Origin of the sequence: Fodinibius halophilus (assembly GCF_011059105.1) — a bacterium.
GTDB lineage: Bacteria > Bacteroidota > Rhodothermia > Balneolales > Balneolaceae > Fodinibius > Fodinibius halophilus.
Genome location: NZ_JAALLS010000004.1, coordinates 34,356 through 57,863, shown reverse-complemented (window position 1 = coordinate 57,863; position 23,508 = coordinate 34,356). Strand labels below are relative to the sequence as shown.

Annotated in this window: 26 protein-coding genes and 2 tRNA genes; 23 read left to right on the top strand and 5 right to left on the bottom strand. The window is 43.4% G+C overall.

Features of this window, described 5'->3' with window-relative positions; genetic code table 11:
• Positions 1–25: 25 nt before the first annotated feature.
• The 17 genes from secF (at position 26) to G3569_RS18340 (ending at position 15,365) form a co-directional block, all read left to right on the top strand.
• Positions 26–937, top strand: a complete 912-nt coding sequence (secF, locus tag G3569_RS04570) for a protein translocase subunit SecF (RefSeq protein WP_165266543.1) — start codon at positions 26–28, stop codon at positions 935–937.
• A 37-nt stretch (positions 938–974) separates the two neighbouring features.
• Positions 975–1,331: an STAS domain-containing protein gene (locus G3569_RS04565; RefSeq protein ID WP_165266541.1), complete on the top strand. Its 357-nt coding sequence runs from the start codon at positions 975–977 to the stop codon at positions 1,329–1,331.
• A 70-nt stretch (positions 1,332–1,401) separates the two neighbouring features.
• Entirely contained in the window at positions 1,402–2,676 is a 1,275-nt protein-coding gene (locus tag G3569_RS04560; RefSeq protein WP_165266539.1) for an adenylosuccinate synthase, read from the top strand.
• 10 nt (positions 2,677–2,686) lie between these two features.
• Positions 2,687–3,892 carry a RuBisCO large subunit C-terminal-like domain-containing protein gene (locus tag G3569_RS04555; protein ID WP_165266537.1) on the top strand — a complete coding sequence of 402 codons (1,206 nt, stop codon included), beginning with the start codon at positions 2,687–2,689 and terminating at the stop codon, positions 3,890–3,892.
• Positions 3,893–3,901: 9 nt separating this feature from the next.
• Positions 3,902–4,360 (top strand): cupin domain-containing protein, encoded by a 459-nt coding sequence (locus G3569_RS04550; RefSeq protein ID WP_165266535.1) that lies wholly within the window; start codon positions 3,902–3,904, stop codon positions 4,358–4,360.
• Positions 4,361–4,406: 46 nt separating this feature from the next.
• Positions 4,407–4,478, top strand: a tRNA-Gly gene (locus G3569_RS04545).
• Between the two features lie 336 nt (positions 4,479–4,814).
• The gene (locus G3569_RS04540) at positions 4,815–5,279 is read left to right on the top strand and encodes a hypothetical protein (RefSeq protein WP_165266533.1); all 465 of its coding nucleotides are present in this window, start codon (positions 4,815–4,817) and stop codon (positions 5,277–5,279) included.
• Positions 5,280–5,532: 253 nt separating this feature from the next.
• Positions 5,533–6,549: an ABC transporter substrate-binding protein gene (locus G3569_RS04535; protein WP_165266531.1), complete on the top strand. Its 1,017-nt coding sequence runs from the start codon at positions 5,533–5,535 to the stop codon at positions 6,547–6,549.
• Positions 6,546–8,318 carry a sensor histidine kinase gene (locus G3569_RS04530; protein ID WP_165266529.1) on the top strand — a complete coding sequence of 591 codons (1,773 nt, stop codon included), beginning with the start codon at positions 6,546–6,548 and terminating at the stop codon, positions 8,316–8,318. The genes G3569_RS04535 and G3569_RS04530 overlap by 4 nt, the downstream gene beginning before the upstream one ends.
• 131 nt (positions 8,319–8,449) lie before the next feature.
• Positions 8,450–9,949, top strand: a complete 1,500-nt coding sequence (gene purF, locus G3569_RS04525) for an amidophosphoribosyltransferase (RefSeq protein ID WP_165266527.1) — start codon at positions 8,450–8,452, stop codon at positions 9,947–9,949.
• A complete protein-coding gene (gene yihA, locus G3569_RS04520) occupies positions 9,949–10,545 on the top strand; it encodes a ribosome biogenesis GTP-binding protein YihA/YsxC (protein WP_165266525.1) in 597 nt (198 codons plus the stop codon). The genes purF and yihA overlap by 1 nt, the downstream gene beginning before the upstream one ends.
• Before the next feature lie 17 nt (positions 10,546–10,562).
• Positions 10,563–12,164 (top strand): phosphoglycerate dehydrogenase, encoded by a 1,602-nt coding sequence (gene serA, locus G3569_RS04515; RefSeq protein WP_165266523.1) that lies wholly within the window; start codon positions 10,563–10,565, stop codon positions 12,162–12,164.
• Positions 12,165–12,170: 6 nt separating this feature from the next.
• The gene (gene mce, locus G3569_RS04510) at positions 12,171–12,572 is read left to right on the top strand and encodes a methylmalonyl-CoA epimerase (protein WP_165266521.1); all 402 of its coding nucleotides are present in this window, start codon (positions 12,171–12,173) and stop codon (positions 12,570–12,572) included.
• A 239-nt stretch (positions 12,573–12,811) separates the two neighbouring features.
• Positions 12,812–13,948 (top strand): FIST signal transduction protein, encoded by a 1,137-nt coding sequence (locus G3569_RS04505; protein WP_165266519.1) that lies wholly within the window; start codon positions 12,812–12,814, stop codon positions 13,946–13,948.
• On the top strand, positions 13,945–14,877 hold the full coding sequence (locus tag G3569_RS04500; RefSeq protein ID WP_165266518.1) for a sensor histidine kinase: 933 nt from the start codon (positions 13,945–13,947) through the stop codon (positions 14,875–14,877). Before G3569_RS04505 ends, G3569_RS04500 begins: the two co-directional genes overlap by 4 nt.
• A 79-nt stretch (positions 14,878–14,956) precedes the next feature.
• Positions 14,957–15,030 (top strand) — tRNA-Pro (locus G3569_RS04495).
• 164 nt (positions 15,031–15,194) lie between these two features.
• A complete protein-coding gene (locus tag G3569_RS18340) occupies positions 15,195–15,365 on the top strand; it encodes a hypothetical protein (protein ID WP_205720033.1) in 171 nt (56 codons plus the stop codon).
• A gap of 193 nt (positions 15,366–15,558) precedes the next feature.
• On the opposite strand, the gene lexA is transcribed toward G3569_RS18340, so the two are convergent.
• Both lexA and G3569_RS18890 read right to left on the bottom strand, forming a co-directional pair.
• A complete protein-coding gene (lexA, locus tag G3569_RS04490) occupies positions 15,559–16,209 on the bottom strand; it encodes a transcriptional repressor LexA (RefSeq protein WP_165266516.1) in 651 nt (216 codons plus the stop codon).
• Positions 16,210–16,334: 125 nt separating this feature from the next.
• The gene (locus tag G3569_RS18890) at positions 16,335–16,490 is read right to left on the bottom strand and encodes a zinc ribbon domain-containing protein (protein ID WP_165266514.1); all 156 of its coding nucleotides are present in this window, start codon (positions 16,488–16,490) and stop codon (positions 16,335–16,337) included.
• A 70-nt stretch (positions 16,491–16,560) separates the two neighbouring features.
• Here G3569_RS18890 and G3569_RS04480 point away from each other — a divergent pair, with 70 nt between their 5' ends.
• Complete coding sequence (locus G3569_RS04480; RefSeq protein WP_165266512.1) at positions 16,561–16,911, top strand: hypothetical protein; 351 nt, start codon at positions 16,561–16,563, stop codon at positions 16,909–16,911.
• Between the two features lies 1 nt (position 16,912).
• Here G3569_RS04480 and G3569_RS04475 read toward each other — a convergent pair whose 3' ends face one another.
• Positions 16,913–17,776, bottom strand: coding sequence for a hypothetical protein (locus G3569_RS04475; protein WP_165266510.1), 864 nt, complete (start codon positions 17,774–17,776; stop codon positions 16,913–16,915).
• Between the two features lie 169 nt (positions 17,777–17,945).
• Between G3569_RS04475 and G3569_RS04470 the strand changes: the two genes are divergently transcribed.
• Positions 17,946–18,440: a hypothetical protein gene (locus G3569_RS04470; protein WP_165266508.1), complete on the top strand. Its 495-nt coding sequence runs from the start codon at positions 17,946–17,948 to the stop codon at positions 18,438–18,440.
• Here the strand turns inward: G3569_RS04470 and G3569_RS04465 are convergent.
• Positions 18,432–19,283 (bottom strand): SDR family oxidoreductase, encoded by an 852-nt coding sequence (locus tag G3569_RS04465; RefSeq protein ID WP_165266506.1) that lies wholly within the window; start codon positions 19,281–19,283, stop codon positions 18,432–18,434. The two genes, G3569_RS04470 and G3569_RS04465, sit on opposite strands and share 9 nt — an antisense overlap.
• 102 nt (positions 19,284–19,385) lie before the next feature.
• On the opposite strand from G3569_RS04465, the gene G3569_RS04460 reads away from it, so the two are divergent.
• From G3569_RS04460 to G3569_RS04450, 3 genes are all read left to right on the top strand, one after another.
• Positions 19,386–19,757 carry a co-chaperone GroES gene (locus G3569_RS04460; RefSeq protein WP_205720032.1) on the top strand — a complete coding sequence of 124 codons (372 nt, stop codon included), beginning with the start codon at positions 19,386–19,388 and terminating at the stop codon, positions 19,755–19,757.
• 225 nt (positions 19,758–19,982) lie between these two features.
• Positions 19,983–20,879: an MBL fold metallo-hydrolase gene (locus G3569_RS04455; protein WP_165266504.1), complete on the top strand. Its 897-nt coding sequence runs from the start codon at positions 19,983–19,985 to the stop codon at positions 20,877–20,879.
• A 1-nt stretch (position 20,880) separates the two neighbouring features.
• Complete coding sequence (locus G3569_RS04450) at positions 20,881–21,048, top strand: hypothetical protein (protein ID WP_165266503.1); 168 nt, start codon at positions 20,881–20,883, stop codon at positions 21,046–21,048.
• A 40-nt stretch (positions 21,049–21,088) separates the two neighbouring features.
• On the opposite strand, the gene G3569_RS04445 is transcribed toward G3569_RS04450, so the two are convergent.
• Positions 21,089–21,718 (bottom strand): ABC transporter ATP-binding protein, encoded by a 630-nt coding sequence (locus G3569_RS04445; protein ID WP_165266501.1) that lies wholly within the window; start codon positions 21,716–21,718, stop codon positions 21,089–21,091.
• Positions 21,719–21,867: 149 nt separating this feature from the next.
• On the opposite strand from G3569_RS04445, the gene G3569_RS04440 reads away from it, so the two are divergent.
• On the top strand, positions 21,868–23,505 hold the full coding sequence (locus G3569_RS04440) for a DUF8457 domain-containing protein (RefSeq protein WP_165266499.1): 1,638 nt from the start codon (positions 21,868–21,870) through the stop codon (positions 23,503–23,505).
• Positions 23,506–23,508 lie beyond the last annotated feature (3 nt).

Below are 23,508 nucleotides of genomic sequence, written 5' to 3'. Positions count from 1 at the left end.
AACACTTAGATTAGGGAACATTATTATGAGATGGTTCGAAACACCAGATTTTAACTTTATCAAAGCGCACAAGATTGGGTACGTGATTTCTGGTATCCTGCTTGTTGCTGCTCTCATTGGAATTTTCACCAAAGGTCTGCAATATGGCATCGATTTTAAAGGAGGTAAGGAATTTGTCCTTGAATTCGATGAACCCATAGAGGTTGTGGAGCTGCGTTCAGCACTCTCTGAACCCTTGGGAAGCACACCGGTTGTTAAACGTTTTGGGTCACCACAAGATGTACTGATTCGAACGGATAATCCGGGCGAAATATCCGAAGTGCAGAACACTATTTTAGAGGTTGTAAATCAGCAGTACGGGCAGAACAAAGCCACTGTTATTAAGACCGATATTGTAGGAGCTCGTTTTGCAGAGGATCTGAAACGGGGAGCAATGAATGCTATTATTTTTGCATTGGTTGTTATCTTTATTTATATCCTTATCCGGTTCAAGAACTGGACCTTTTCTGCAGGTGCTGTGGCAGCCCTGTTTCACGATGTATTAATTGTTGTGGGAGTTTTTACCATCTTTGGTGAGATTGCCCCATTTAGTATGCAGATAGATCAGGCGATTATTGCTGCATTTTTGACTATTGTTGGTTATTCACTTAACGATACGGTTGTTGTTTTTGATCGTATTCGTGAAAATAGTTTGCTCTACAAAACCATGGATTACGATAAAATGGTTAATAAGAGTTTGAATGATACACTGAGCCGTACGGTGATTACTTCAGTCACCACCTTGTTTGTGGTAACCGTGCTATTTATCTTTGGCGGGGAAGTCCTGAAAGGATTTTCATTTGCCTTGATGCTTGGTGTTATTATTGGTACCTATAGCTCGTTGTTCGTAGCCAGTTCTATGGTTGTAGAGCTTAAACGCAGAAAAGAAAATGCTTAATTATTAACTCCTAACATTAACAAGGGGAGATCAAACAATGAATTTCAATGTATCAGAGCGTTATAACTGTGTAGTTATTGAGTTTAAAGGGAATGTGATGGGCGGCCCCGATGCCGTAAAGCTCAACGAAAAGCTACATGAACTAATTGAAGATGATAAGACCAATATCGTTGCCGATGTTGGCAAAGTTAAGTTTATGAACTCTTCCGGTTTGGGGATGCTTATCGGCGGGCTTACCACGATGCGGAAAGCAGGAGGCGATCTTAGAATTGCCAATGCTACCGACAAGATTGAAAGCTTGCTTGTAGTCACCAAGTTGATTACAGTGTTCAAGCACTACAAATCGCTGGAAGCGGCAGTAGAGTCGTTTGCTGAATCATCGGAAGAAGAATAATCAACTGAAATTCTAAATAACAGAAAAAGGGGTGATTATCACACCCCTTTTTTTGTGTCTAACCATTATTATGTCTATTCGTGTTGTTGTAGGTGCCCAGTGGGGCGATGAAGGGAAAGGAAAAATTGTTGATCTGCTTAGTAAAGAAGCTGATTATGTAGTTCGATACCAGGGTGGAGCCAATGCCGGCCACACCTTAAAATTTGATGATGAAAAGATAGTACTTCACCTTATTCCATCGGGAATGTTTAATGGTGATGCTACCTGTATTATTGGTAATGGCGTGGTAATCGATCCCCATGCCTTGCTTGAAGAGATTAAAGAAGTAGAAGAGCTGGCAGGAGATTTAACCGGGCGATTGAAAATAAGTAATGCCGCCCATGTAATACTTCCGTATCACCAGCTTTTAGATAAGGTTAAAGAAGAGCATCGCGGTGATGATGCGATCGGTACTACGGGGCGAGGAATCGGACCTGCTTATGTGAGTAAAGTTTCTCGTGTCGGTATCCGGATGTCTGATCTATTTCATCCTGAGCAGCTTCGTGACAAGGTGCAGTCTAATATTGATGATATCAATGATGCCCTGCAGCATATCTATGATCATGATCCGATAGAAGCAGACCCTGTTGTTGAGGATCTCTTGGATGCTGCGGATAAATTGTGTCCCTATATCACAAACACCAGTGCGTTGTTGCACGATGCTATTGAGGAAGGAAAAGATATTTTACTCGAAGGGGCACAGGGGAGCCTGCTGGATGTGGATCACGGTACCTATCCGTTTGTAACCTCTTCTTGTCCTACCGCCGGTGGGGCCAGTACGGGATCCGGCATTCCGCCTACAGCAATTGATAAAGTGATGGGCATTTCCAAAGCCTACTGTACCCGCGTTGGTAACGGTCCTTTCCCGACGGAACTGACGGAAGAGGCCGGGGAAGAGCTGCGCGAAGCCGGACAAGAATTCGGGGCTACCACCGGGCGGCCGCGTCGTTGCGGATGGATCGATCTCGTTGCCCTGAAATATGCGGTGCGCGTAAATGGCATGAATGAGCTGACGCTTACCAAGCTGGATATTCTTAACGATTTCGAAGAAATAAAGCTCTGTACCGGATATGAGATTGACGGAGAAACAACGGATGTATTCCCGATGGATCTGCCCGATATCGATACGGTCGTGCCAAAATATAAAACGATGCCCGGCTGGCAACAGTCGCTTGAAGATTGCGACAGTTACGATGAATTTCCTGAGAATGCCAAGAAATACCTCAGCTTTGTTGAAGACTATCTTGGGGTAGAATTGACCATTCTATCTAAAGGACCCAAGCGTAGCGAAACTATCGTATTGTAATGATTAAATAATGATTGTGGAAAGGGGCCGTTATGGCCCCTTTTTTAGTTATACGAACAAAGAGTATGATACCAGTGGTATTTCCACTGTTCACCCAAAACAGTTCCGGATGAGTGCCTTCGAAATCACATATCTGTTGACCTTGAGTGACGGGGAAGATATAGATCAGAAGGTTAAATCTATCTGCCTGGAACAATCCGTTGAGCTGCCCGGCGCCTTGTTGGATTCCCACATAGAAGAGGAAGTAGTGGGCGATCCGGTCTCTATAGAAAAAGTAAAGGAAGACCAATTTGAAGTAGTTATCTCTTGGCCTATTGCTAATCTTGGCGGAGAAATTACGCAATTCATAAATGTACTGTATGGGAATATTTCTCTAAAACCGGGTATTCGTGTAACCAGTGCTGATTGGACTGAGCTATCGGACCTTTTTGCTGGACCGGCTGTAGGACTCAAAGAAGTGCGTAATCGGCACCAGGTTTTAGATCGTCCATTAAGCGCAACGGCTTTAAAACCTGTGGGGAGCACGCCATCTGAGTTGGCAAATTATTGTTTTCAGTTTGCCTGTGGCGGCATCGATATCATCAAGGATGATCACGGGCTCGCAAATCAGTCGGCAGCTCCTTTTGGGGCACGGTTGAAAGCCTGTGTTTCGGCAATTAGCAAAGCGGAAGAACAGACGGGAAATCGAGCATCCTATTATCCCAATATTACTGCTTCACCGGAAGAAGCAATAGAGCGATATCAAATGGCTGCCCGGAGGGGTGCTGATGGCGTATTGCTTTGTCCCCATATTAGCGGTCTGCCAACGATGCATAAGCTGGCTCAAATGGATATTGACCTGCCCATTATTGCGCATCCTGCTTTTTCCGGACAGCTTGTTATGCACGAAACAAATGGATTTACCCCCGATTTTTTGTACGGCCAACTGTGGCGTGCCTTCGGAGCAGATTTCATCATATATCCAAACAAGGGAGGACGGTTCTCATTTACGACTGAACAATGCAAGGCAATTAATGGGGCAGCACGCACCCCTGATTCTGATTTCAAGAAGTCGTTTCCTATGCCCGGCGGGGGTATGGAGATAGACGATCTGGATCGTTGGGTTGCCGACTATGGTAAGGATACCGTATTTTTAATAGGCGGTAGTTTGTATGAACATCCTGAAGGTATTATCAAAGGAGCTCAAGAGCTTCAAGATAAACTTACTAGAGAATAAAAACTCATAATGGCTAACAGATCTAAAGTTATTAAATGTGCCAACTATGAGTGGGATTCGGTATCACGTAAAGATTATAAGGATGATAGCAGCTGCTACAAAGGTGTTCACCGGTACTCATTGTTGGGTGAAAAGCAGGATGAAGAGGCTCTGAATTTTCAAACGCGCTATTTTGAAGTTGAGCCCGGAGGCTATACGTCTTTTGAATACCATGAACATCCACACTCGGTTGTGGTGATCCGTGGGGCAGGGACCGTAATACTGGAAAATGAATTACATCAGTTATCTCTGCATGATGTTGTGTATATTGCTCCTAATAGTCTGCACCAGTTTCATGCCGATTGTGGAGAACCCCTGGGTTTTATCTGTACTGTAGACCGTGAAAGGGATCGCCCAAGCCTTCCTGATCAAGATACAATTAATGATCGAATCCAATCTGGAAAAGTTCGCAAAAAAATTAAAGTTTGAGTTGAAATGTACTGGTGAATAGCCTTATATTGGACTCGCTTCAAAAGCGGGAATAGCTCAGTGGTAGAGCATCTCGTTGCCAACGAGAAGGTCGCCAGTTCGAATCTGGTTTCCCGCTCAAAATTAAAGCTCTTGCAGGTATTGCAAGGGCTTTTTTTGTTTTAGGTATTGTTTCCTTCCTCTATGTTGTCAATCAGATATATTGTAGAAAATGGCCTGGCTAAGAAGACTAGTACCGTATTTATAGGGCCATCTGCAAAATCCACCCTGGTTATACTGCATCTTTGTTGACCCACCCGATTGCAAAATAAGCGATCGGATGGGGTAATTTCAGTTCCCTTCATACATCTCCTTGACACACTGTAATGCGATAAAATTTTGAGCCAATTTGGATCCTCACTTCGCATATATCTTCCTAATAAAAATATGAAATTAAAACATATCGATTAGAAAGATGAAATATTACTTACTATGTGTGGTTTTTGGAATGCTGTTAATAACTGGTTGTAAAGATAGCGGTACCGATGCCGGGAACGAAGGAGAGTTGATGGAATCATTAGGGGTCCGTGTGGTGAATACAGGGTCCGGTGATCTAGAGGTTAAGACGGATGGAGAAGCTAGTATTGACTTTTGCTACGAAAACAGTGGTTGTGAAGAGCTGTCCGGTGGATCTTTTCATACTATTTTTGAAGGACAATCATCAGAAATAGACTATTCTTCTCCCGATAAAAAAGCGGTAGGAGTGAAGGTGAGCTTTCACGTTACCAAGGGAAGTGGGAAAACAGAAATTGTGGAAGGCAGAACATATCGTGATGATGCCGGATTTCTCGAATTTGAAGAAGGTGAAGTGTTGCATACGGCTTCTTCTTTTAAAGAAGGAGATATTGTAACCTTCGAATACGGAGATACGGGGAGCTAACGGTTATTGTCTTGAATAGGTTTTCTCTGTAAAAAGCTCCAACATGATTGGGGCTTTTAAATTTAAAGAACGTTATCCTCTCGCTTCGGAACACAGTAAAAAGTAGTATCGAATATTAAATTACCCTGTACTCGTATTAATATTAATTTTTTTTGAACATTGTAAATACAAGTTTTGTTATGACCGCAAGGATTGCCAAATAGTTAATAAAGGGTATTGGGCTCGTTAAATATCAAGTTTAGTCTTTCCGAAGATGAGAAATGTATACTATGTGGTTGTTTTGGTAGTTATTCTACTGGCAAATAACTGTACCACAGAGGATCAGCAGGCCCAGCCAGAGTCAAGGGACATTACAGTAGGGATCACTTCTTCATTTATTGGTGAGGCGGCAATATTTGTTGCAAAAGAAAAAGGGTTTTTCAAAGAAAATGGATTAAATGTAACCTTAAAACACAATCAGTCTGGTACGGCCTCCATTCATGATCTCTTCGATAATGTGGTAGATATCGCCCATGTGGCAGAAACACCTGTTGTTTATTCACTGGTCGATTCATCTTACTATAAAAAAGGGAATCCCCCGCCTTTTCAAATAATCACAAACCTGCTTATTACGGATGAAATTCAGAAAATAGTAGCTCGTAAAGACCATGGTATCAGCCGGCCCAAAGATGTTGTTGGTAAGAAGATAGCGCTTGCAAAGGGCACACAGCTCGAATATTACCTGGATTCTTTTTTGTTGGAACATCAGATCTCAAAAGACAGCCTAACACTAATTGACTTAAGTTCAGAGGCTCAAATAGAGGCTCTGAGAAAAGGCAGAGTAGATGTCTCCGTAAATTGGGAGCCTTATGCTACTTTTTCAGAAAAACAGCTAGGTCCTAAAAGCACACTGCTAAAAACAAAACTTCACTTTTCTACCCTTTGGTTGGTATCAACACTTGATTCATTTGCGCAATCAAATCCCAAGGTATTAATAGCTTATTTGAAAGCGTTGCATAGGGCAAACCAATATATCGAAAAGCATGCAGAAGAAACGCGAAAAATATTGGCCGCTAATATAGAAGTTCCGGTAAGTGTTATCGAAGCGGTGTGGCAGAAAATTGATTATAAACTTTCGATGAGTGAACGCATGATACAGTTATTTGAAGATCAGGAACGATGGTTAATTAAGAAAGGAAGAGCTGATACGACTGATTTGAATTACTTGGATATTATTAATAAAGGGCCCCTAAAAGAAGTTCACCCTGAAGGTGTTATTCTTATAGAATGAAGCTAAAAACGCGTCTAAATATTATTGCTGCTTGTTCTGTCGGCGTTATACTGCTGACATTTGGATTGCTATGGCACTCCAAGTCACAACTGAATAGTCAGATAGAAAGCTTAAATAGGCTCAATGAATTTAAAAATACAGCCTCAAATGTAGAAGTAGTTGTAAGCGCATATTTAGCCCATGGAAAAGCGCGCCATTTAAAAAGTTGGGATAAGCTTTATCGTGAACTTCGGCTCAAAGTTGATTCAACGCAAGACCTGCCAAGGAGAAAAGCGATGAAAAATTATATGGGGTCTGTTAAAGATGCTTTTGAATTGATTCGAGAAATCAAGGAAAATCCAGAGCAATATTCGAATGAGCAACGCAAAGAAGAGCTGTTGGAACGTGCAGAGGGGAGAATACGAGCAGATATCCAGATGTTTCAATCGATAGCATATAATGTTATCAATAATTTACAAGATGATATTCAGTATCAGCAGAAATACCAGTTTTTCTTGTTGCAGCTGCTTCTTGTACCATCCGTTTTTATTATCGCATTTCTTATTTTTCGCTTTCGCAGGCGTCTTAACTACTCTCTTGATATTTTACTCAAGGAGACAAAACAAATTGCTAACGGTAATCTGGCGGGTGCAATAGAGCTGGAAGGGGAAGATGAACACGCGAGATTAGCAGAAGAGTTTAATATAATGACTACCCGGCTGCAGAAGAAGATTGAGGAGTTAAAGGAGAGCAGACGAAAAATTGACCAAAGCAGGAAACGGTGGGAGAAGCTTGTGGAGCAAGACCCTAACCTGATAATGATCCATATTGATGGGATTGTTCAATTCGTAAATCCGGGGGGAGTTAATCTGGTTGGGGCAGAATCTGCCGAGGAAGTGGAAGGGTTGAATATTTATGATCTTGTTAAAGAGTCGCAGCTCGAAAAAGCGCATGCACGCGTGTCTCAGGTACAAGAATCTAAAGAAAAAGTGTCGCCTACCATCTATGAAATTACTTCCCTCGACGGTAAAGAGCGTTACCTGCTGTTAGAATCGATGCCTATAAAATATGATGGCCGGGATGCTACCCAAACGGTAGGGCTTGATATAACAGAGCGAGTGCGCTATGAAGAGGAGATGAAAAAATCACTGGAAGAAAAAACGGTATTACTCAAAGAGATTCACCATCGCATTAAAAACAACCTGGCCGTAATATCGGGGCTGATGGAGTTGCAAACGATGCAAACAGATGATGTCCATTTTACCAGTAAGTTGCAGGCAAGTCAGCTTCGTATCCAATCCATTGCCTCTATTCACGAACTATTGTACCAAAGCGAAAACTTTTCAGATTTAGAGTTCCATACACAGCTAACAAAGCTGGTGGATACGATTAAAGCGACGCTGGAAGCGGATGTACCGATAGTAATAAATTATGATTTAGACCATGTTGTTGTTAATGTGAATAGGGCGATACCGGCAGCTCTTATTGTTAATGAGTTGGTTTCAAATGCTATCGAACACGCATTTGAGGACGCAGAATATGCCAAGATAGATATCATTCTTCGTGAACGGGGAAGTCAGATAACTCTTGAAGTATCTGATAATGGGCAAGGGATACCTCGCGATTTGGATATGAAGCATCCGGACACTTTAGGCCTGAAGTTGATCAATATTCTTTCTAAGCAGTTAGAGGGGGATATCGATTATTATTCGGATCATGAAGGCACTACTTTTGTTCTTTCCTTTGAAAATATTGCTACCAAGGGCATTGGAAGCCATCATTTGAATTAGCGGGGGATGAAAAATAATTTTCTAATTTGACCATTTTTGTTGAGTAATCAAGCAACTATTTAATTTACTATTTACTGTACGATTTTCTTAACTTTCCCATCACTGGAACTCGATTATTACCAATCAAATTAATGTTCGACAAGCCACGCGACTATTGCGGTATTTTTGGAATGCAAAATCATGAGGATGCTGCACTGCTTACCTATTACGGATTGCATGCACTCCAGCACCGGGGACAGGAATCAGCAGGAATTGTCACCTCCCATTTTGATGAAGAACAAGACCGATGGGTGATGCCGGCTCATCGCGATTTTGGACTCGTACTTAATGTTTTTGATGATCAGGAAATTTTTAAAGAGGAACTGAAGGGGCGGGCTGCTATCGGGCATAACCGGTATTCTACTACGGGCGCTTCAAAGAACCCGGCGAATATTCAGCCTTTCCGAGTGCATTATCGCAAGGGGAATATTGCCATTGGTCACAACGGTAACCTGGCCAATGCCAAACAGCTCCGCAATCGTTTTCGTGAAGAGGGCGTATTGTTTCAAAGCACCTCCGATACCGAACTGATTCTGCATCTCATATCGCACAGCCAAAAAGATACGCAGCTTGAACAGGTGCTTGAGGCCTTGGAACAGGTCGAAGGAGCCTATAGCTTAGTAATGCTTACGGATGAAAAACTTATTGCCGTTCGCGACCCAAATGGTTTTCGACCGCTGGCCCTTGGAAAGGTGGACGGCTCGTACTGTGTAGCCAGCGAAACCTGTGCTTTTGATATTATCGATGCCGAATATATTCGCGATGTTGAACCCGGCGAAGTATTGGTGATGGATCTGGATAAAGATATCGACTCTGAGCCGGAATCCTATCATCTGGATGCTGAATACGGTACAGACACCAGCCAGTGCATCTTTGAATATGTCTACTTTTCACGTCCCGACAGTAAGATATTCGGAGAAAATGTGGATAAGGTTCGAAGAAACCTTGGCAAGTACCTGGCCAAAGAACATCCTATTGATGAAATCATTCAAAAGGATACCAAGCACAAGCCTATTGTTATTTCGGTACCCGACTCCAGCAACACGGCAGCTCTGGGATATGTCCACGAAAACCAAAAGTTAGGTTTTGAATGTAAGTTTGAAATAGGACTGATTCGAAACCATTACGTGGGACGTACTTTTATTTCTCCGGGACAAAAGTCTCGCGATCAGAAAGTGCGTACAAAGTTCAATACGGTGAAAGGAGTCATAGAAAATCGGTCGGTTATTATCGTTGATGATTCTATTGTAAGGGGCACAACCTCACGATACCTGGTGAATATGATTCGTCAGGCCAACCCTGCCGAAGTTCACTTCTTGGTGAGTTCTCCTCCCATTATAAGTCCTTGTTATTACGGTATGGACTTTCCAACGCCCGATGAGCTGATGGCCAATCGTTTTGATCGGGATATTGATGCCATGGCAGAAGAGATTGGGGTCGACAGCTTGCGTTACCTCTCTCCCGATGGATTGGTGAATTCCGTAAAAGAGGCCAATGTATCACCAAAAGGATATTGCACAGCCTGTTTTACCGAGAAGTACCCGGTGCCTGTTAATTTCGGTATCGAAAAAGAAGAAAACGAGATAGTATAATGGGCTTTGATAAAGCTGAGTTCGTCACAAGTGCTCCTTCACTGGATGTTTGTCCCAAGCCTTACTATCCGGAAATATGCTTTGCCGGAAGGTCTAATGTGGGGAAATCTTCATTAATTAATGCTCTTGTTAATCACAAAGGGTTGGCCCGCACCAGTAACAGGCCCGGCAAAACGCAACAGATGAATTACTACCAGGTGGATGATAAAATGTACCTGGTAGACCTGCCCGGCTTTGGCTATGCTAAAGTATCAAAGAAAGAGCGTGAACGATGGGGACGAGATATCCGCGATTATTTATTAGAGCGCGCCACATTGCGGCTTGTTATACACCTGGTGGATATTCGTCATAAGCCCACAGACCTTGATGAAGAGTTTTTTTATTGGCTGGGAACCAATCGCCTGCCATTTACAGTAGTACTAACCAAGGGAGATAAACTATCCCACAATAAGCGTCACCAATCCAAAGCACGCCTAAAGCGAATATTAGATGAAATGAATATTGAAGTTCCTATTATTATCAGTTCTGCTGAGGACAATACAGGAATTGGAGATATTAAAGAATTAATCTATGAATTTGCTCAATTTGACAATTAATAACGAATGTTCAAGCTATGTCTTTTAAAGTCTTAATACTCGATAACGTAAATGAACGCTGTGAAGAAGTATTTAAGGAGCGAGGAGTTGAAGTTGTTCGGAATCATGATCTGAGCGGCCAAGAACTATATGATGAGATAAAATCATACCATGGAATTGTTGTTCGCAGTTCAACAAAAGTAACCGAGGAAGTGCTGGAAGCCGGTGAGAATCTCAAGATTGTAGGGCGTGCCGGGGTAGGGGTTGATAATATTGATATCGAGGCTGCTACCAAGCGGGGAATATTGGTTATGAATACGCCCAATGGCAATACTATTTCTACTGCAGAACATACCTGCGGGATGATTTTAGCCCTTACCCACAACATTCCACAAGCTGTTGATAAAGTAAAAGGCGGTGGATGGGATCGTAAAAAATATATGGGTAACGAAGTATATAATAAGACGCTGGGCATTGTTGGGCTGGGCAAAATTGGTAGCGAAGTGACCCAACGAATGCAGCATTTTAATATGAATATTAAAGCTTATGATCCTTTTGCTTCTGTAGAGCAAGCAGAGCGATTGGGTGTAGAGCTGGTTGAACTGGATGAGTTATTGGGAACCTCCGATTTCTTGACAGTGCATACCCCGCTGACAGAGAAGACAAAAGGTATGGTCTCAATGGAAAATGCAGACAAGCTCAAGAAGGGGATATTCTTAATAAATTGTGCTCGCGGGGGTATCTATAAAGAGGAAGATCTCCCCGCACTTATTGATGAGGGTTATGTTGCCGGTGTTGCACTGGATGTATATACCACGGAACCCCCTACCGATGAGCTGTATGAAATCCTACAGCATCCAAAGATTATTACCACCCCACACCTTGGGGCTTCTACGGATGAGGCACAGGAAAAAGTGGCCGAACAGATTGCTGCCCAGATGGCCGATGCGCTGGAGAAGAAAGATTTCGAAGGCAGTCTTAATGGCAAGTCAATATCTCTAACTACCAACAAAGAGGTGCAACCCTACCTGGAGCTGGCACAAAAGCTGGGAAGCATAGCTATACAACTGGCACCCGAACATGCCAATGAATTTTCGTTTGAGTATAGCGGTGCCTGCGCTAAGTTTTCTGATGTGCTTACGGACTCTATCCTTAAAGGCCTGCTTTCGCATCATGTGAGTGAAGCAGTAAACTTGATTAATGCTCGTCATTATGCCGAAGAGCGGGGTCTGAACATTCGTGAAACAACAGCTTCACAATCAGAGACTTTTAATGATTTGATTACGATTCGTCTGAAAGAAGACGGGGAGTATCAAAAGATTTCTGCTACGGTATTTGGTGAAAAAGACTACCGTATTGTTGAGATCGATGGCTTTGGCATTGAGTTGGGACTCGAAGGAGATATCCTCATGTACAAAAATGTTGATAAGCCGGGCATGCTTGCAAAAGTGAGTTATGCGCTGGCCAAGCAGGAGATCAACATTGCTTCTTTAAGCCTGGGACGTACGATGAAGGGAACAAATGCAATTACAGCTGTTTCTGTGGATAAGAAGATGACAGAAGAAGAGCTTCAGCCCCTGTACGATCTGGAAGATATCCATGCCTTGCAATATATAAGTTTGCCTTCAAATCAGGATTAACGAATAATGCATATCGATCATATTGGGATAGCCGTTGAAGATCTGGAGTCGGCAGTAGAAACTTATGAAAAACTGCTGGATGGCCAATGCTATAAACGAGAAGTTGTGGAAGACCAACAGGTTGAGACGGCTTTCTTTAAAACCGGTCAATCGAAGGTAGAATTGCTGGGAGCTACAGCCCCTGACTCTGTCATTGCCAAGTATGTAGCCCAGAAAGGGCAGGGAATGCATCACGTAGCCTTTGAGGTAGACGATATCCATGCGGAGCTCGATCGGCTGCGAGAAGAAGGATTTACGGTGCTTAGCGAGGAGCCCAGCCGTGGGGCAGATAATAAGCTCGTTGCCTTTGTCCATCCCAAAGATAATTGCGGCGTATTGGTAGAATTATGCCAAGAGCAGGATGGTTAGGCAGTCGTTTTTTCACTGTTCTTGAACAGCACATTAGATTTGCTTGTCAATAACCGGGCAACGCTAAGCAAATAAAAGGATGCCAATGCCTAATGGGAAGGCATTAAAAGTTTCTAAATTGTTTAATATTGTAATAAGTATTATTTTAAATCAGATTTGCAAATCTAATAACAGGGTAGTAAGCATTCAGTAATAGGAGCAGAGGTATTACTACATCTCTAAAGCAGCGGTAATAGTGTATGGAAGTTAGGCAACTCGTCTGGCAAGACGGGGATTGGAATGAACAAGACCCCGCCAGTACAGACATTGAACCCCAGTTGGGCTTTACTTTTGGTAACGTTAACCATTTTAAAGATGCCGGGGTCATAGAAGAATTAACAGAGCAATTCCCGGATCTCCTCTTAGCAGGATGTTCAACAGCCGGCGAAATAGCAAATAATGAGATTCTTGATGATAGTCTCGTTTTTACGCTTATAGCGTTTGAAAAGACACAGGTAGAAGGGGAGTATATCCTTTTTTCTGATGTTGAGAATATTTTTGAGGCAGGCAAGAAAGCAGCTCGAAAGCTTGATCAGGAAAACCTGGCTCATGTACTGGTGCTCTCCGAAGGTATCGGGGTTAACGGTAGTGAGCTTGTACGGGGCATCACGGACGTACTGCCAGATCATGTTCAACTAACAGGCGGACTTGCCGGAGATGGCGACAACTTTGAAACCACCCATGTTTTTTTTGGTGAAAAATCTACTCGCAATAAAATTGTTGTTATCGGACTCTATGGTGATGCCGTAAATATTGGCCACGGTTGTTTTGGGGGCTGGGATTCTTTTGGTCCCGATCGGCTTATAACCAAGGCAGAGAATAATATATTGTATGAGCTTGATGACAAACCCGCCCTAAAGTTATATAAAGAGTACTTAGGGGATTATGCCCAAAACTTGCCTTCAAGTGGGTTGCTATTTCCTTTGAGTATTACTGATGAAGAACAGGATAAGGGCCTTGTACGTACGATACTGGGAGTGGATGAGGAAAACCAAGCCCTTATTTTTGCAGGGGATATTCCCGAGGGAAGTTATGCTCGCTTGATGAAAGCCAACCATCACAGGCTAATAGATGGAGCGCATAATGCGGCAGTGGAATCTGTAGAGTCTGCCGGAAAGAGTAACCCCGATTTAGCTTTTATATTGAGCTGCGTAGGCCGGCGGCTGGTGCTTAAGCAACGTACCGAAGAGGAGCTTGAAGCGATGCGAGAAGTATATGGTACGGATACTATTTTTACCGGCTTCTATTCATATGGCGAAATTGCACCGGTCGATGATGTATCGGTTGCTTCGCTGCATAATCAAACGATGTGTATAACCACGATTTCTGAAGAATGAAGTTACATAACTTATTAAAAAGACAACTGAAGAAAACAATCGATGATCCCGGCGAGTACCCGGAAGAGGTCGGTGAGCTGGTAGACAAAGTGAACCAGGCTTATCACGATTTTGATGAAGACCGTCACCTCTTGGAGCGCTCCCTGGAGATAACATCCAAGGAGATGGTTGACCGATACAAGAAAATTCGCGGTGAAAACGAGAAATTGATCACCATACAGCAAGAGCTCCAAGATAAAGAAAAGCGACTTCAGTCTTCGCTCAGAGAAAAGGAAGCGCTACTGGTAGAAGTGCATCACCGGGTGAAAAATAACCTGGCTGCTATTACTGGCTTACTTTTCTTGCAGATGGAGATGGAGAGTAATGAGCAACTTGCGACTAAGCTTGCAGAGGCCCAGCAGCGTATCCAATCGATGGCGATGATTCACGAAATGTTGTACAAAAGTGATTCGCTGTCTTCGATACGGATCGATAAATATCTTAAGCTGTTGGTAGAGTCATTGGTAGATAGCTATAATACAGAAGAACAACAGGTTAATATCGAGATTCAGGCCAAGAGCTTGATGCTGGATATTGAGACGGCCATGCCTATTGCACTTATCGTAAATGAGTTGGTAACAAACTCACTTAAATATGCTTTCCCGGATGGTAATAAGGATGACAAAATCACGATTAAGTTACTCAATGGTTCTAATAAAAAGATCCGATTTATTATTGCCGATAACGGGATAGGGCTTGCCGATGATGTCAGCTTAAACAATCCGGATACCGTTGGCTTTTTACTGATTCAAACCTTTTTAAATCAGCTCGATGGAACCGTAGATGTTGATACCAGTGAAGGGACCTCTTTTACCTTTACTATTCCTTTTTCTGCATTACTCAAAAAGAGAAAAAGTGACGCTTTGGACCTGCTTTCAAGAGCCGGTTAGTGAAAGATGTGTATAGCATAAATACCAAAGATGAGGTTGAGTTTTGTATCTGTCAGCCGTATCTTTGTACTCGTTAATTCGGGACGTGGCGCAGTCCGGTAGCGCGCACGACTGGGGGTCGTGAGGTCGCTGGTTCAAGTCCAGTCGTCCCGACATTTAAAGGTCTTTTAGTAGTTTTAACGGCTATTGAAAGGCCTTTTTTATTTTCTAGGTCAGCCTTTCTGTTTACTGAGTAGCGATATATGCAGTAATTGTTATACAGAATGTTCTTTTTAGTAATTAATTTTTAATCTCGAAGTCTCCCTTCGAAGGGCGCAGTGGGATGGCAAAAAGAAAATGAGTTGCCGGGCCACCCTCCTGTTCTTTCGGCAGGGGCCGAAATTCATCTCCTTTTGCCGGTTGGCGGACAGGCTCTTCTCAAAGGAGGACAGGGAGAGAAAAAGCATTTTGAAATCTTATTGTTACTATATCGCCATTCCCAATTCTAATGTCCGGGTCAAAGCTGTGAAATGACAATTAGATTTCTCTTTACCTAATATCCGGGTTGTGAGGGGCCAGAGTAACGGGATTAGACGCTGGTTATTAGTCGTCTGTCATCCGTCGTCAGTCTACCTCTGCTACTTCGCAACTTTGTTACTTAATCACTCAGCCACTTAATCACCTAATCACATCCTAAAACTGTTATCCAGAGCGAAAGATAAGCCCCCAGTTGCCGTTCTTCTTCCATGCTTTACCGATAAAGGTGCCAAAGACCGTAATTTCTTCCCACTTATCAGGGGTAATATGGATGGGATCGTAGTCCGGGTTTTCGGGCTGCAACAGCACTCCATCTGTTTTCTTTCGGATCGTTTTCAAAGTGGTTTCCCCATCATAGAGGATCGCCCCGATCTCACCGTCCCGCGGCTCGCGCGGATCAATAATAATATAATCACCGTCTCGGATATCGGCATCGATCATGCTCTCCCCGTCAACGATGAGGGCAAAGTAGTGATCCGATTTGGTAGCAGGGTGGACCTCCACCGGCAGGTGCCCCAGGTTCTCGCTGATCGCCTGGTGCATACCGCCCGCAGCAATACGTCCTTTTATGGGAATGCCGGGAAAGAACCCCTTCAGTTCCGACCGTTTGGTAGGGTGGATGCCATAGTTGCCGCGCCCGTACTTGGTGAGGTAATTCTTTTTCTCCAACGCATTCAGGTGTTGGTAAATGCTATTCGAAGAGCTATAGCCAAAGGCATCCTGCATCTCTGCGTAGGATGGAAACTGGCTGTACTCCTCATAATGATTGAGAATAAACTCCCAGAGTTCTCTTTGCTTGTCTGTAAGTGATTTCATAAGAGTCCATTATATAAAAAATACATGAAAAAAAACATGAAAAGAGAAATATAATGTATGAAAAGGTATGAAAACGAGATAAGAAATGGTAATTTCTCCTTTTAGTGATGAAATAGGGGTGGCAGTTAAAGGATAAGCCAGAAAAATAGCAGCAGAATCATAATCCAAACCATGATTTGCAGGTATAGCGGCTGAGAGGGAAACTCATAGCCGCATATGGGGCACACCTCTGCATCACCGTCAACTTGTACCGCACAAGCCGGACACTCTTTTTGGGACATAATATTTCAGAATAAGTATGAGCTTGCCTATTATTGGAGCTAAAACAAAAAGTAAGATAAGAGTACTAACATGAAAATACAGACCTCCGCAATTATTGATCAGTTGGTAATGGGCGATAAGGAGATGGAGATCCCCAAAAAACAAACTATTGAACTGGAATTTTCTGCTATAGATTCGGGAGGCGGATTCAAAGATCCTATACTCGACTTTTCATTTAATTTGCCGGCGGGGATTCCGAAAAATGGGGAGCGGATGTTGACGGTGAGGCTCCGAAATCCCCAAAAAGAAGAGCACAAAGCTACCTTTTCGTACGAGCTGCCGGCCGACGAAGGGGATGGGCAATCACAAATAAACGGGCGTCTCAAAGAAGATCAGCTTAGTCGCGAGGTCATTGGCTTTGTTTTGCAGCTGCTTCGTTAGGTCAGAAGTGCTCTTTTAATAGTTTGCGACAGCGGTATTTCAAATATCGGTCTTCGATGATATGGCTATCTCGTATTTCGCTGTTGAGGATATACCGGATATGTTCTTCAGCTTTATCGGTTTGGTCGAACTCCAGTAATAACTGGGCATAGAGCATCCTGTTTGTAGGGTGGTTGGGATTCACCTCCATAGCCTTTGCTACAAGCTTTTTTGCTTTTTTATCGGAAGGCCATCCCATCAACAGGGGAATTTTCGGAGTATGAAAATGGACCTGGGCCAATATTCGGTATCCGCCGCCCCCCTCATAGCGGGGGTTAAGATCAATAATTTCTTTGGTTATGCGGCGCAACTTTTTGGCAATACCACTGGTCGCCGCTTTTATAAATCCATGCACATCAGCCCATCGCCCGAGATTGGCGCTGTACCAAAATTTGATGGGAACTGATTTTGGGAAGCGTTTTTCCATCTTTTCTCCCAGCTCGCGGCCTTTTTCATAGATAGCTTGCTGCTTATCCTCAGAGAGCCCTGTAAACATCGCTTTAAAATAGTAGGCACGGAGCAGGTATGAGGCTGATTTTTCCGGTTCGATATCGTTATGGAGTGCCTTTTCCAAGGCGTCAATAGAACTATTAATAGGCTGGGGATCTGCCTGGAATCCTTCGGCTCCTTCAGCACGTTGTTCATAAAATTGTTTGCCCTGCTCAAATAAGTTTTGAGCGCTTACTTCAGTTACGAGGGATACTAAAAAAAATCCACACAGAAATAATGCTGATGAAGCCTTGTGAGGGGATAACGAAGCATTACCGTAGGATGGTTGATACATAGGTGAAGCCGCCTTGCTATTATTTTTGTCTGCTGAATACATATGCAGTATGCCGTATTTTGCACGGTATTGCAATCAAATGATTGGGTTTAATATGATAGATTGCCGGGAACAAAAAAAGCAGTTCGGAGTTTAGAATAATGAAACGTTTAGCCGGGATGATTAGGTCGGCTTTGCCGGGGAGAAATCCAACTCAAAAGACATTATTACAATGTATATCATCGATCACGACAAACAAATTGCATTGATTAGCGAGATGAAGCAGCTTCGCAAAGACACCGACAACTGTGAGGTGTACTACCATCATCCCTATACCAACCAGATGTGGAAAGCCTTTTTCCCTCGTGCTAACGGTGAGGAGTTGGGTCCGAAGCTGCTGCGTCATGAACCGGTACCTACCGATATTGAGAAACGCCTTAATATCTGTTTAGAAGAAGAAGTACCTGAAAATGCGATCGGTCTTGGAATTGAATGGTCGGCCTACCCGGAAATTTGGCCGGCCGTGATACAGGCCCTGGAAAACGAATATGCTCATTACGACAGAAAGCAGTTAAAGCTTTTCTTGGATAACCTTCACCTTGATGAGGCGAAAGGAGAGCTGCCCGAAGAATCTGAAGAGGAGGTCGATATTTCGGAAGATTTTGTGGGAGATCTCATTTGGCGCTCCCGAAAGGTACGGGTGAAACGGTTTTTTGTATTAGGATAAGCCGGTAAGCTCAGCACTTCTTTCCCAGAGCTCGTTGGTGAGGGCATCGTCATAGGCTATATCAGCCGGTGGTATCTCTTTCCGGTTTCGAAAGTATTTTCCACTGGTGTCGGCCACCTCATCAGAAGTGGAGAGGTAGATACTGGTTTTGGCACCTGACTTCGGGGATCGCATAAAGGGTTTGCCGATGAAGTAAAACAATTTCATAAACCAGCTGGCTTCTTCGGCTAACTGGGTACGTACAACGCCGGGATGTAAACTATTGGTTGTAACTGTTGAATCAGCCCATCGTTTCGACAGCTCATGAGTAAACATGATATTGCACAGTTTGGAGATGCCATAGGCTTTCATCGGAGAATAATCGTTTCGCAGCTGTAAGTTATCAAGATCAAAAGATTTAGCACCCAGCCGGTGTACTTCTGATGATACATTAACAACCCGGGCCTCGGTAGCTTTTTTAAGATGATCACCCAATAGGTTGGTCAGCAGAAAGGGGGCCAGGTGATTAACGGCTAATGTTTTTTCGATGCCGTCGATGGTTTCTTCGCGATCATCAGGAATAAGGCCTGCATTATTGACGAGTAGATCTACTTTTTCATATTTTTGGGTGATTTTGTTGGCTAACTCTCGCACATCGTGTTGGAGGGCCAGATCAGCAAGCATGATTTCTACGCCCGTATGATTGGTTTTGGCTATTATCTCATGCTTGGCCTCTTTGGCTCGTTTTTCGTTTCGGCAAACCATAATGACATATGCCTGTTGTTTGGCGAAAGCACGGGCTGTTTCTTTGCCGATTCCGGAGTTGGCTCCTGTAACGACACAAAGTTTGTTGGTTAAATCCATAAATGTAAGTGGCCAAGGTTAGAAATCTTTAGTTCAGATTGTTATGCAAAGAAGTTAACTTTAAACGTTTATTCAATTAGTTTCACGAAACGAATATTATAAATGATTCAAGAATACCTTAATTCCGTTGAAAATTTTATTGTTGTTGGCGATCGTGTACTTATTAAACCGCGGGATATGGAAACCCGCACCCAAAGTGGATTAGTGCTACCTGCAACGGTGAAAGAAAAGGAAGATATCCACAGCGGCTATGTCGTAAAAACGGGTCCCGGATATCCTATTCCGTCGAACGAAGTGGATGAAGCCTGGAAAGATACTGACGAGACTAAATATATTGGTATGCAGGCACAGAAAAGTGATTTGGCTATATTTTTGAAGGATCAAACTCACGAAATCGAATTCGAAAATGAAAAATACCTGATCTGTCCGCACGCAGCAATATTGTTGTTAATCAGGGATGATGTGGCCCTATAGTATTGACTTTATATAGGAAAAGGATAATGTATTGTGAACGCAGTGAAAAAATATCATAATCTATAATAAATATCTTTTTGTGGCCTCTCAATGATGTCCCCTTTATAGTAAGTAGCTTTATCCTTACAATGGGATATGGAAATGAGAGGTGATTATGAGTTTGATAGGGATACTTCTGTTTCATTTCCTATATACCTTAAATATTAATACAACCGTTATCTAGCTATGGATCGTCGTCAATTTCTAATTCGCTCATCGTTACTGGCCGCAGGTGCGGCGTTGCCTTTCAAAAGTTTATTTGCTGAAGCTAAAGGTACTTTTACCCCTATTCGGCGAAATGTCGGATGTTTTACGGAACGGGGCGGTACTATCGGCTGGCTGGCAAGTGAAAATGGAATGGTGGTCATCGATTCCCAGTTTCCCAAGTCAGCAAAAAATTGTTTAAATGGTCTGCAAGATCGTACCGACCATCCCCTCGACCTGCTTATCAATACGCATCACCACGGGGACCATACCGGCGGAAATCCTGTTTTTGAAGGCGTAGCAGAAAAAATGGTGGCCCACGAAAATGTGCCGAAACTGATGAAAGAGTCGAATAAAGAAAGTGAGGGTAAAGGCAATACCACCTTTCCTACCACCACTTTTGCAGATAGCTGGAAAATGGATGTGGGAGATGAAACGGTTCATGCCAAATACTATGGCCGGGGCCATACCAGCGGTGATTCGGTCATCTACTTTGAGAAAGCGAATGTGGTACATATGGGCGACCTGGTCTTTAACCGGATGAATCCCTATACCGATCGCCCGGCCGGTGCTTCCATGCAAAATTGGATTACTATTTTACAGACTGTAGCTGATGAGTACCCCGCAGATGCAAAGTATATTTTTGGTCACGGTAAACCGGAGTCTGGTATTACAGGCAATAAAGAGGATGTAGGGGTGATGAAAGACTATCTTGCCGGCATTATTGAGCATGTGCAGCAGGGAATTGAGCAGGGGAAGTCCAAAGAGGAGATCACAAAAATTGAATCACTCGAAGGGTTCGAAAACTTTTTATATGCTGATTTCTGGACCTTGCCGCAGAATCTTGCCGTTGCCTACGAAGAGTTAACCCAATCTTGATATGGCAGAAGATAGATCAACCGAAACAAAGGAAGGTAGTAAATCACGTCGCTGCATTTATTGTGGGGTAAAAGCGCCCCTGGTTTGGGTGCATGGCCACGGACAGTGCGGGAACTGTGGTATTAACGTGCAGGAGTGCTGCCAGGGAGAGAACTGTGTGTTGCGATAGCAGGGGCGTTATGCTCTATTTTTGGGATGGGTTTCGCAATTTATACAAAGCTCTGTTGTTCGATAGAAAAAACATGCTCGCAAAGCTGTAGCTCCTCGGGACTGTTCGAAGCAATGATTAGTAGCTTGTCGGGACTCTGAAAGGTATCTACAATATTATTAATAAGAGTGCGGCCGGCTTCGTCCAGGTTTGATCCGGGTTCATCCAGCATCAGGATATCGGGATTGTGAAAGAGCGCCGATGCCAGTCGCAATCGTTGCTGCTGACCGGTAGAGAGCTTTCCAAAAGGTTGGTCAGCCACGTGCGGCAGTTCTACTTTATCGATCCAATAATTTATGGCTGTTTCATCCGTTTCTTCATGGCGGACATCCGCTAAGAAAGACAAGTTCTCTCGGCAGCTCAGTTCGTTATATAGGTTTATGTAGGGAGCGGCATAGCCCAACATATTTTTAAACTGATTTTTTGGAATCTCATCACCACCGGAGTGCCAAAATATTTCTCCATTGTTGGGGTTTAATAATCCTGAAAGACACTTTAAAAAGGTCGATTTTCCGGATCCGTTAGAGCCGGCGATGCCTAGTGTATTGCCGTTATGATCGAAAGAGATTCCCGAAAAAACGGTGTTGTTGCCAAATGATTTTTTGAGCTGTTCTACTTTTAAGGTAATCATAGGCCAAAGGTAAAAAGGCATTTTCAATTCACAAATGATTAAATTTGAGACAGATGACTCTAAAATTTCAAAAGATTCGCAGGATTTAACATATTGCCCCGTTCTTTAGTTGTATTGCCTGTCTCTAGACGATATATTTCCAGAAATTTATGCAACATATTATTCAACAAATAACGAAACAACTGATCGACCGGCTGCCAGAGCATGAGCAGTATTACCGGTTGCATGAGCTGCGGTCGTGGCAGTTCCCCTCATTTATTATTAAGCGGATAAAGATCGAGCTCGAACGTAATTTGGCCGAGTCGATGATTATTCCCAAAACAGATTGGGCAAACACCGGCTCCGATGCCGTGCTGGATGCCTGGGATCAATTTGTAAGTGCTATCAGGGCCGAGGCGCGCCTGCCGGCCAGTTATGCCCAAACGGTTATTGAAACGGCGGTAGCTGATATTATTGAAATGTTGGTGCAACCCCGAAAGAATATCCCGTCTATCGTTTTTGGTAACAAGACAGAGCTTGATTTTTCTGCGATACAAAAAGGGGTAGAGGCTGTAGTGGTGTACCCGCACTTGGGCAGGCTTATTCCCCGCTATATGGAGAAGAAAGAACTGGATACACTCACTAAGAAGCGGTGTAAAAAGCTCGTTAAAAAAGCCGATGAAAAGCTTACAGCAAAGTATTCGCCCCTGAGCTGGGCACAGATGTTAGAGCCGCTGTTTAAATTATTGGATGGAGAAATCGACACCGAGTTATTGCGACTCTTTTTTGAGGATAAGGGAATGCCGCGTATTGCCCGCAAATTCGATATGATGAATGGGGCACTGACGCGAGCAGAACTTATTGAGGTATTATCTTCTCCGGACCTGCTAAATTTTGAAGGGTATGAAGAAGAGCAGTCCAATTTGTTTGATGGACAAAGTGCTGCAGAGCCGAAACAGCAGAAGGACACGGATGAATCTCCTACTTCCGATAAGGAAGATGATACCGAGACCGGAGAAAAGGAGAAGCAGGAAGGGGCATTAACGGAAGAAGTCTCAACTGATACCGCCATTGCTGATGAGGATAACGATAACCTAAATGCCGGATTTGAGCCGGAAACGGAGCCTGTCTCTCGCTCGGATGAAGAGAAAGGTCATGAGGAGGATGGTGAGAATAATTCTCTGAATGCTGTCTTTTCGCAGCTCGAGGAGCAGGGAGATACAGAAGAAGCTGACAGGAGTGCGGCAGTGACGGAAGATTTAGAGCAGGAACAGTCTGCCTCAGATGAAGGAACAGTAGATGAAGAAGATGAGACATTAGAAGAGCCCGAGTCCTCGGAAGAGGAGACCGCAGAAAATACAAATGGACAACAGCAAGCAGATGCTGCCGAGGAGGACGATACGGAAGAAACGCCCATGTGGATGCGCTACATGAGCGATGAGGAGATTGCAGAGCATCAAAAGGAACAGCAAGAGCAGGATGAAGAAACGGATGAAGACGGTTTTATAGATGAACCCATTATCGACCTTACCCAAGAGGATGCCTCGGAGAAAGAGATACGAAATCTGCAGGAGCAGTTGTCCGGTGATCGTGAACGATTTATTGAAGATATTTTTCGCGGTTCTGAGCGCGCCTATGAAGAGGCTGTAGAAGAGATTGCGGCTTATGCGAGTTGGCGTGATGTGAGCAAATACATTGAAAAGGATATTTTTAAACGAAATTTAGTGGATATGTATTCTGAGTCGGCTGTGGATTTTACAGATCGACTGCAGAATTATTTCCTGGAAAAACAAAATCGAAATAAATAAGAG

What these genes read in the sequence shown, in the direction of transcription:
- secF (WP_165266543.1), top strand. Translation starts at nt 26, where the DNA reads ATGAGATGGTTCGAAACACCAGATTTTAACTTTATCAAAGCGCACAAG.
- G3569_RS04565 (WP_165266541.1), top strand. Translation starts at nt 975, where the DNA reads ATGAATTTCAATGTATCAGAGCGTTATAACTGTGTAGTTATTGAGTTT.
- G3569_RS04560 (WP_165266539.1), top strand. Translation starts at nt 1,402, where the DNA reads ATGTCTATTCGTGTTGTTGTAGGTGCCCAGTGGGGCGATGAAGGGAAA.
- G3569_RS04555 (WP_165266537.1), top strand. Translation starts at nt 2,687, where the DNA reads ATGATTGTGGAAAGGGGCCGTTATGGCCCCTTTTTTAGTTATACGAAC.
- G3569_RS04550 (WP_165266535.1), top strand. Translation starts at nt 3,902, where the DNA reads ATGGCTAACAGATCTAAAGTTATTAAATGTGCCAACTATGAGTGGGAT.
- G3569_RS04540 (WP_165266533.1), top strand. Translation starts at nt 4,815, where the DNA reads ATGAAATATTACTTACTATGTGTGGTTTTTGGAATGCTGTTAATAACT.
- G3569_RS04535 (WP_165266531.1), top strand. Translation starts at nt 5,533, where the DNA reads ATGAGAAATGTATACTATGTGGTTGTTTTGGTAGTTATTCTACTGGCA.
- G3569_RS04530 (WP_165266529.1), top strand. Translation starts at nt 6,546, where the DNA reads ATGAAGCTAAAAACGCGTCTAAATATTATTGCTGCTTGTTCTGTCGGC.
- purF (WP_165266527.1), top strand. Translation starts at nt 8,450, where the DNA reads ATGTTCGACAAGCCACGCGACTATTGCGGTATTTTTGGAATGCAAAAT.
- yihA (WP_165266525.1), top strand. Translation starts at nt 9,949, where the DNA reads ATGGGCTTTGATAAAGCTGAGTTCGTCACAAGTGCTCCTTCACTGGAT.
- serA (WP_165266523.1), top strand. Translation starts at nt 10,563, where the DNA reads ATGTCTTTTAAAGTCTTAATACTCGATAACGTAAATGAACGCTGTGAA.
- mce (WP_165266521.1), top strand. Translation starts at nt 12,171, where the DNA reads ATGCATATCGATCATATTGGGATAGCCGTTGAAGATCTGGAGTCGGCA.
- G3569_RS04505 (WP_165266519.1), top strand. Translation starts at nt 12,812, where the DNA reads ATGGAAGTTAGGCAACTCGTCTGGCAAGACGGGGATTGGAATGAACAA.
- G3569_RS04500 (WP_165266518.1), top strand. Translation starts at nt 13,945, where the DNA reads ATGAAGTTACATAACTTATTAAAAAGACAACTGAAGAAAACAATCGAT.
- lexA (WP_165266516.1), bottom strand. Translation starts at nt 16,209, where the DNA reads ATGAAATCACTTACAGACAAGCAAAGAGAACTCTGGGAGTTTATTCTC.
- G3569_RS18890 (WP_165266514.1), bottom strand. Translation starts at nt 16,490, where the DNA reads ATGTCCCAAAAAGAGTGTCCGGCTTGTGCGGTACAAGTTGACGGTGAT.
- G3569_RS04480 (WP_165266512.1), top strand. Translation starts at nt 16,561, where the DNA reads ATGAAAATACAGACCTCCGCAATTATTGATCAGTTGGTAATGGGCGAT.
- G3569_RS04475 (WP_165266510.1), bottom strand. Translation starts at nt 17,776, where the DNA reads ATGTATTCAGCAGACAAAAATAATAGCAAGGCGGCTTCACCTATGTAT.
- G3569_RS04470 (WP_165266508.1), top strand. Translation starts at nt 17,946, where the DNA reads ATGTATATCATCGATCACGACAAACAAATTGCATTGATTAGCGAGATG.
- G3569_RS04465 (WP_165266506.1), bottom strand. Translation starts at nt 19,283, where the DNA reads ATGGATTTAACCAACAAACTTTGTGTCGTTACAGGAGCCAACTCCGGA.
- G3569_RS04460 (WP_205720032.1), top strand. Translation starts at nt 19,386, where the DNA reads ATGATTCAAGAATACCTTAATTCCGTTGAAAATTTTATTGTTGTTGGC.
- G3569_RS04455 (WP_165266504.1), top strand. Translation starts at nt 19,983, where the DNA reads ATGGATCGTCGTCAATTTCTAATTCGCTCATCGTTACTGGCCGCAGGT.
- G3569_RS04450 (WP_165266503.1), top strand. Translation starts at nt 20,881, where the DNA reads ATGGCAGAAGATAGATCAACCGAAACAAAGGAAGGTAGTAAATCACGT.
- G3569_RS04445 (WP_165266501.1), bottom strand. Translation starts at nt 21,718, where the DNA reads ATGATTACCTTAAAAGTAGAACAGCTCAAAAAATCATTTGGCAACAAC.
- G3569_RS04440 (WP_165266499.1), top strand. Translation starts at nt 21,868, where the DNA reads ATGCAACATATTATTCAACAAATAACGAAACAACTGATCGACCGGCTG.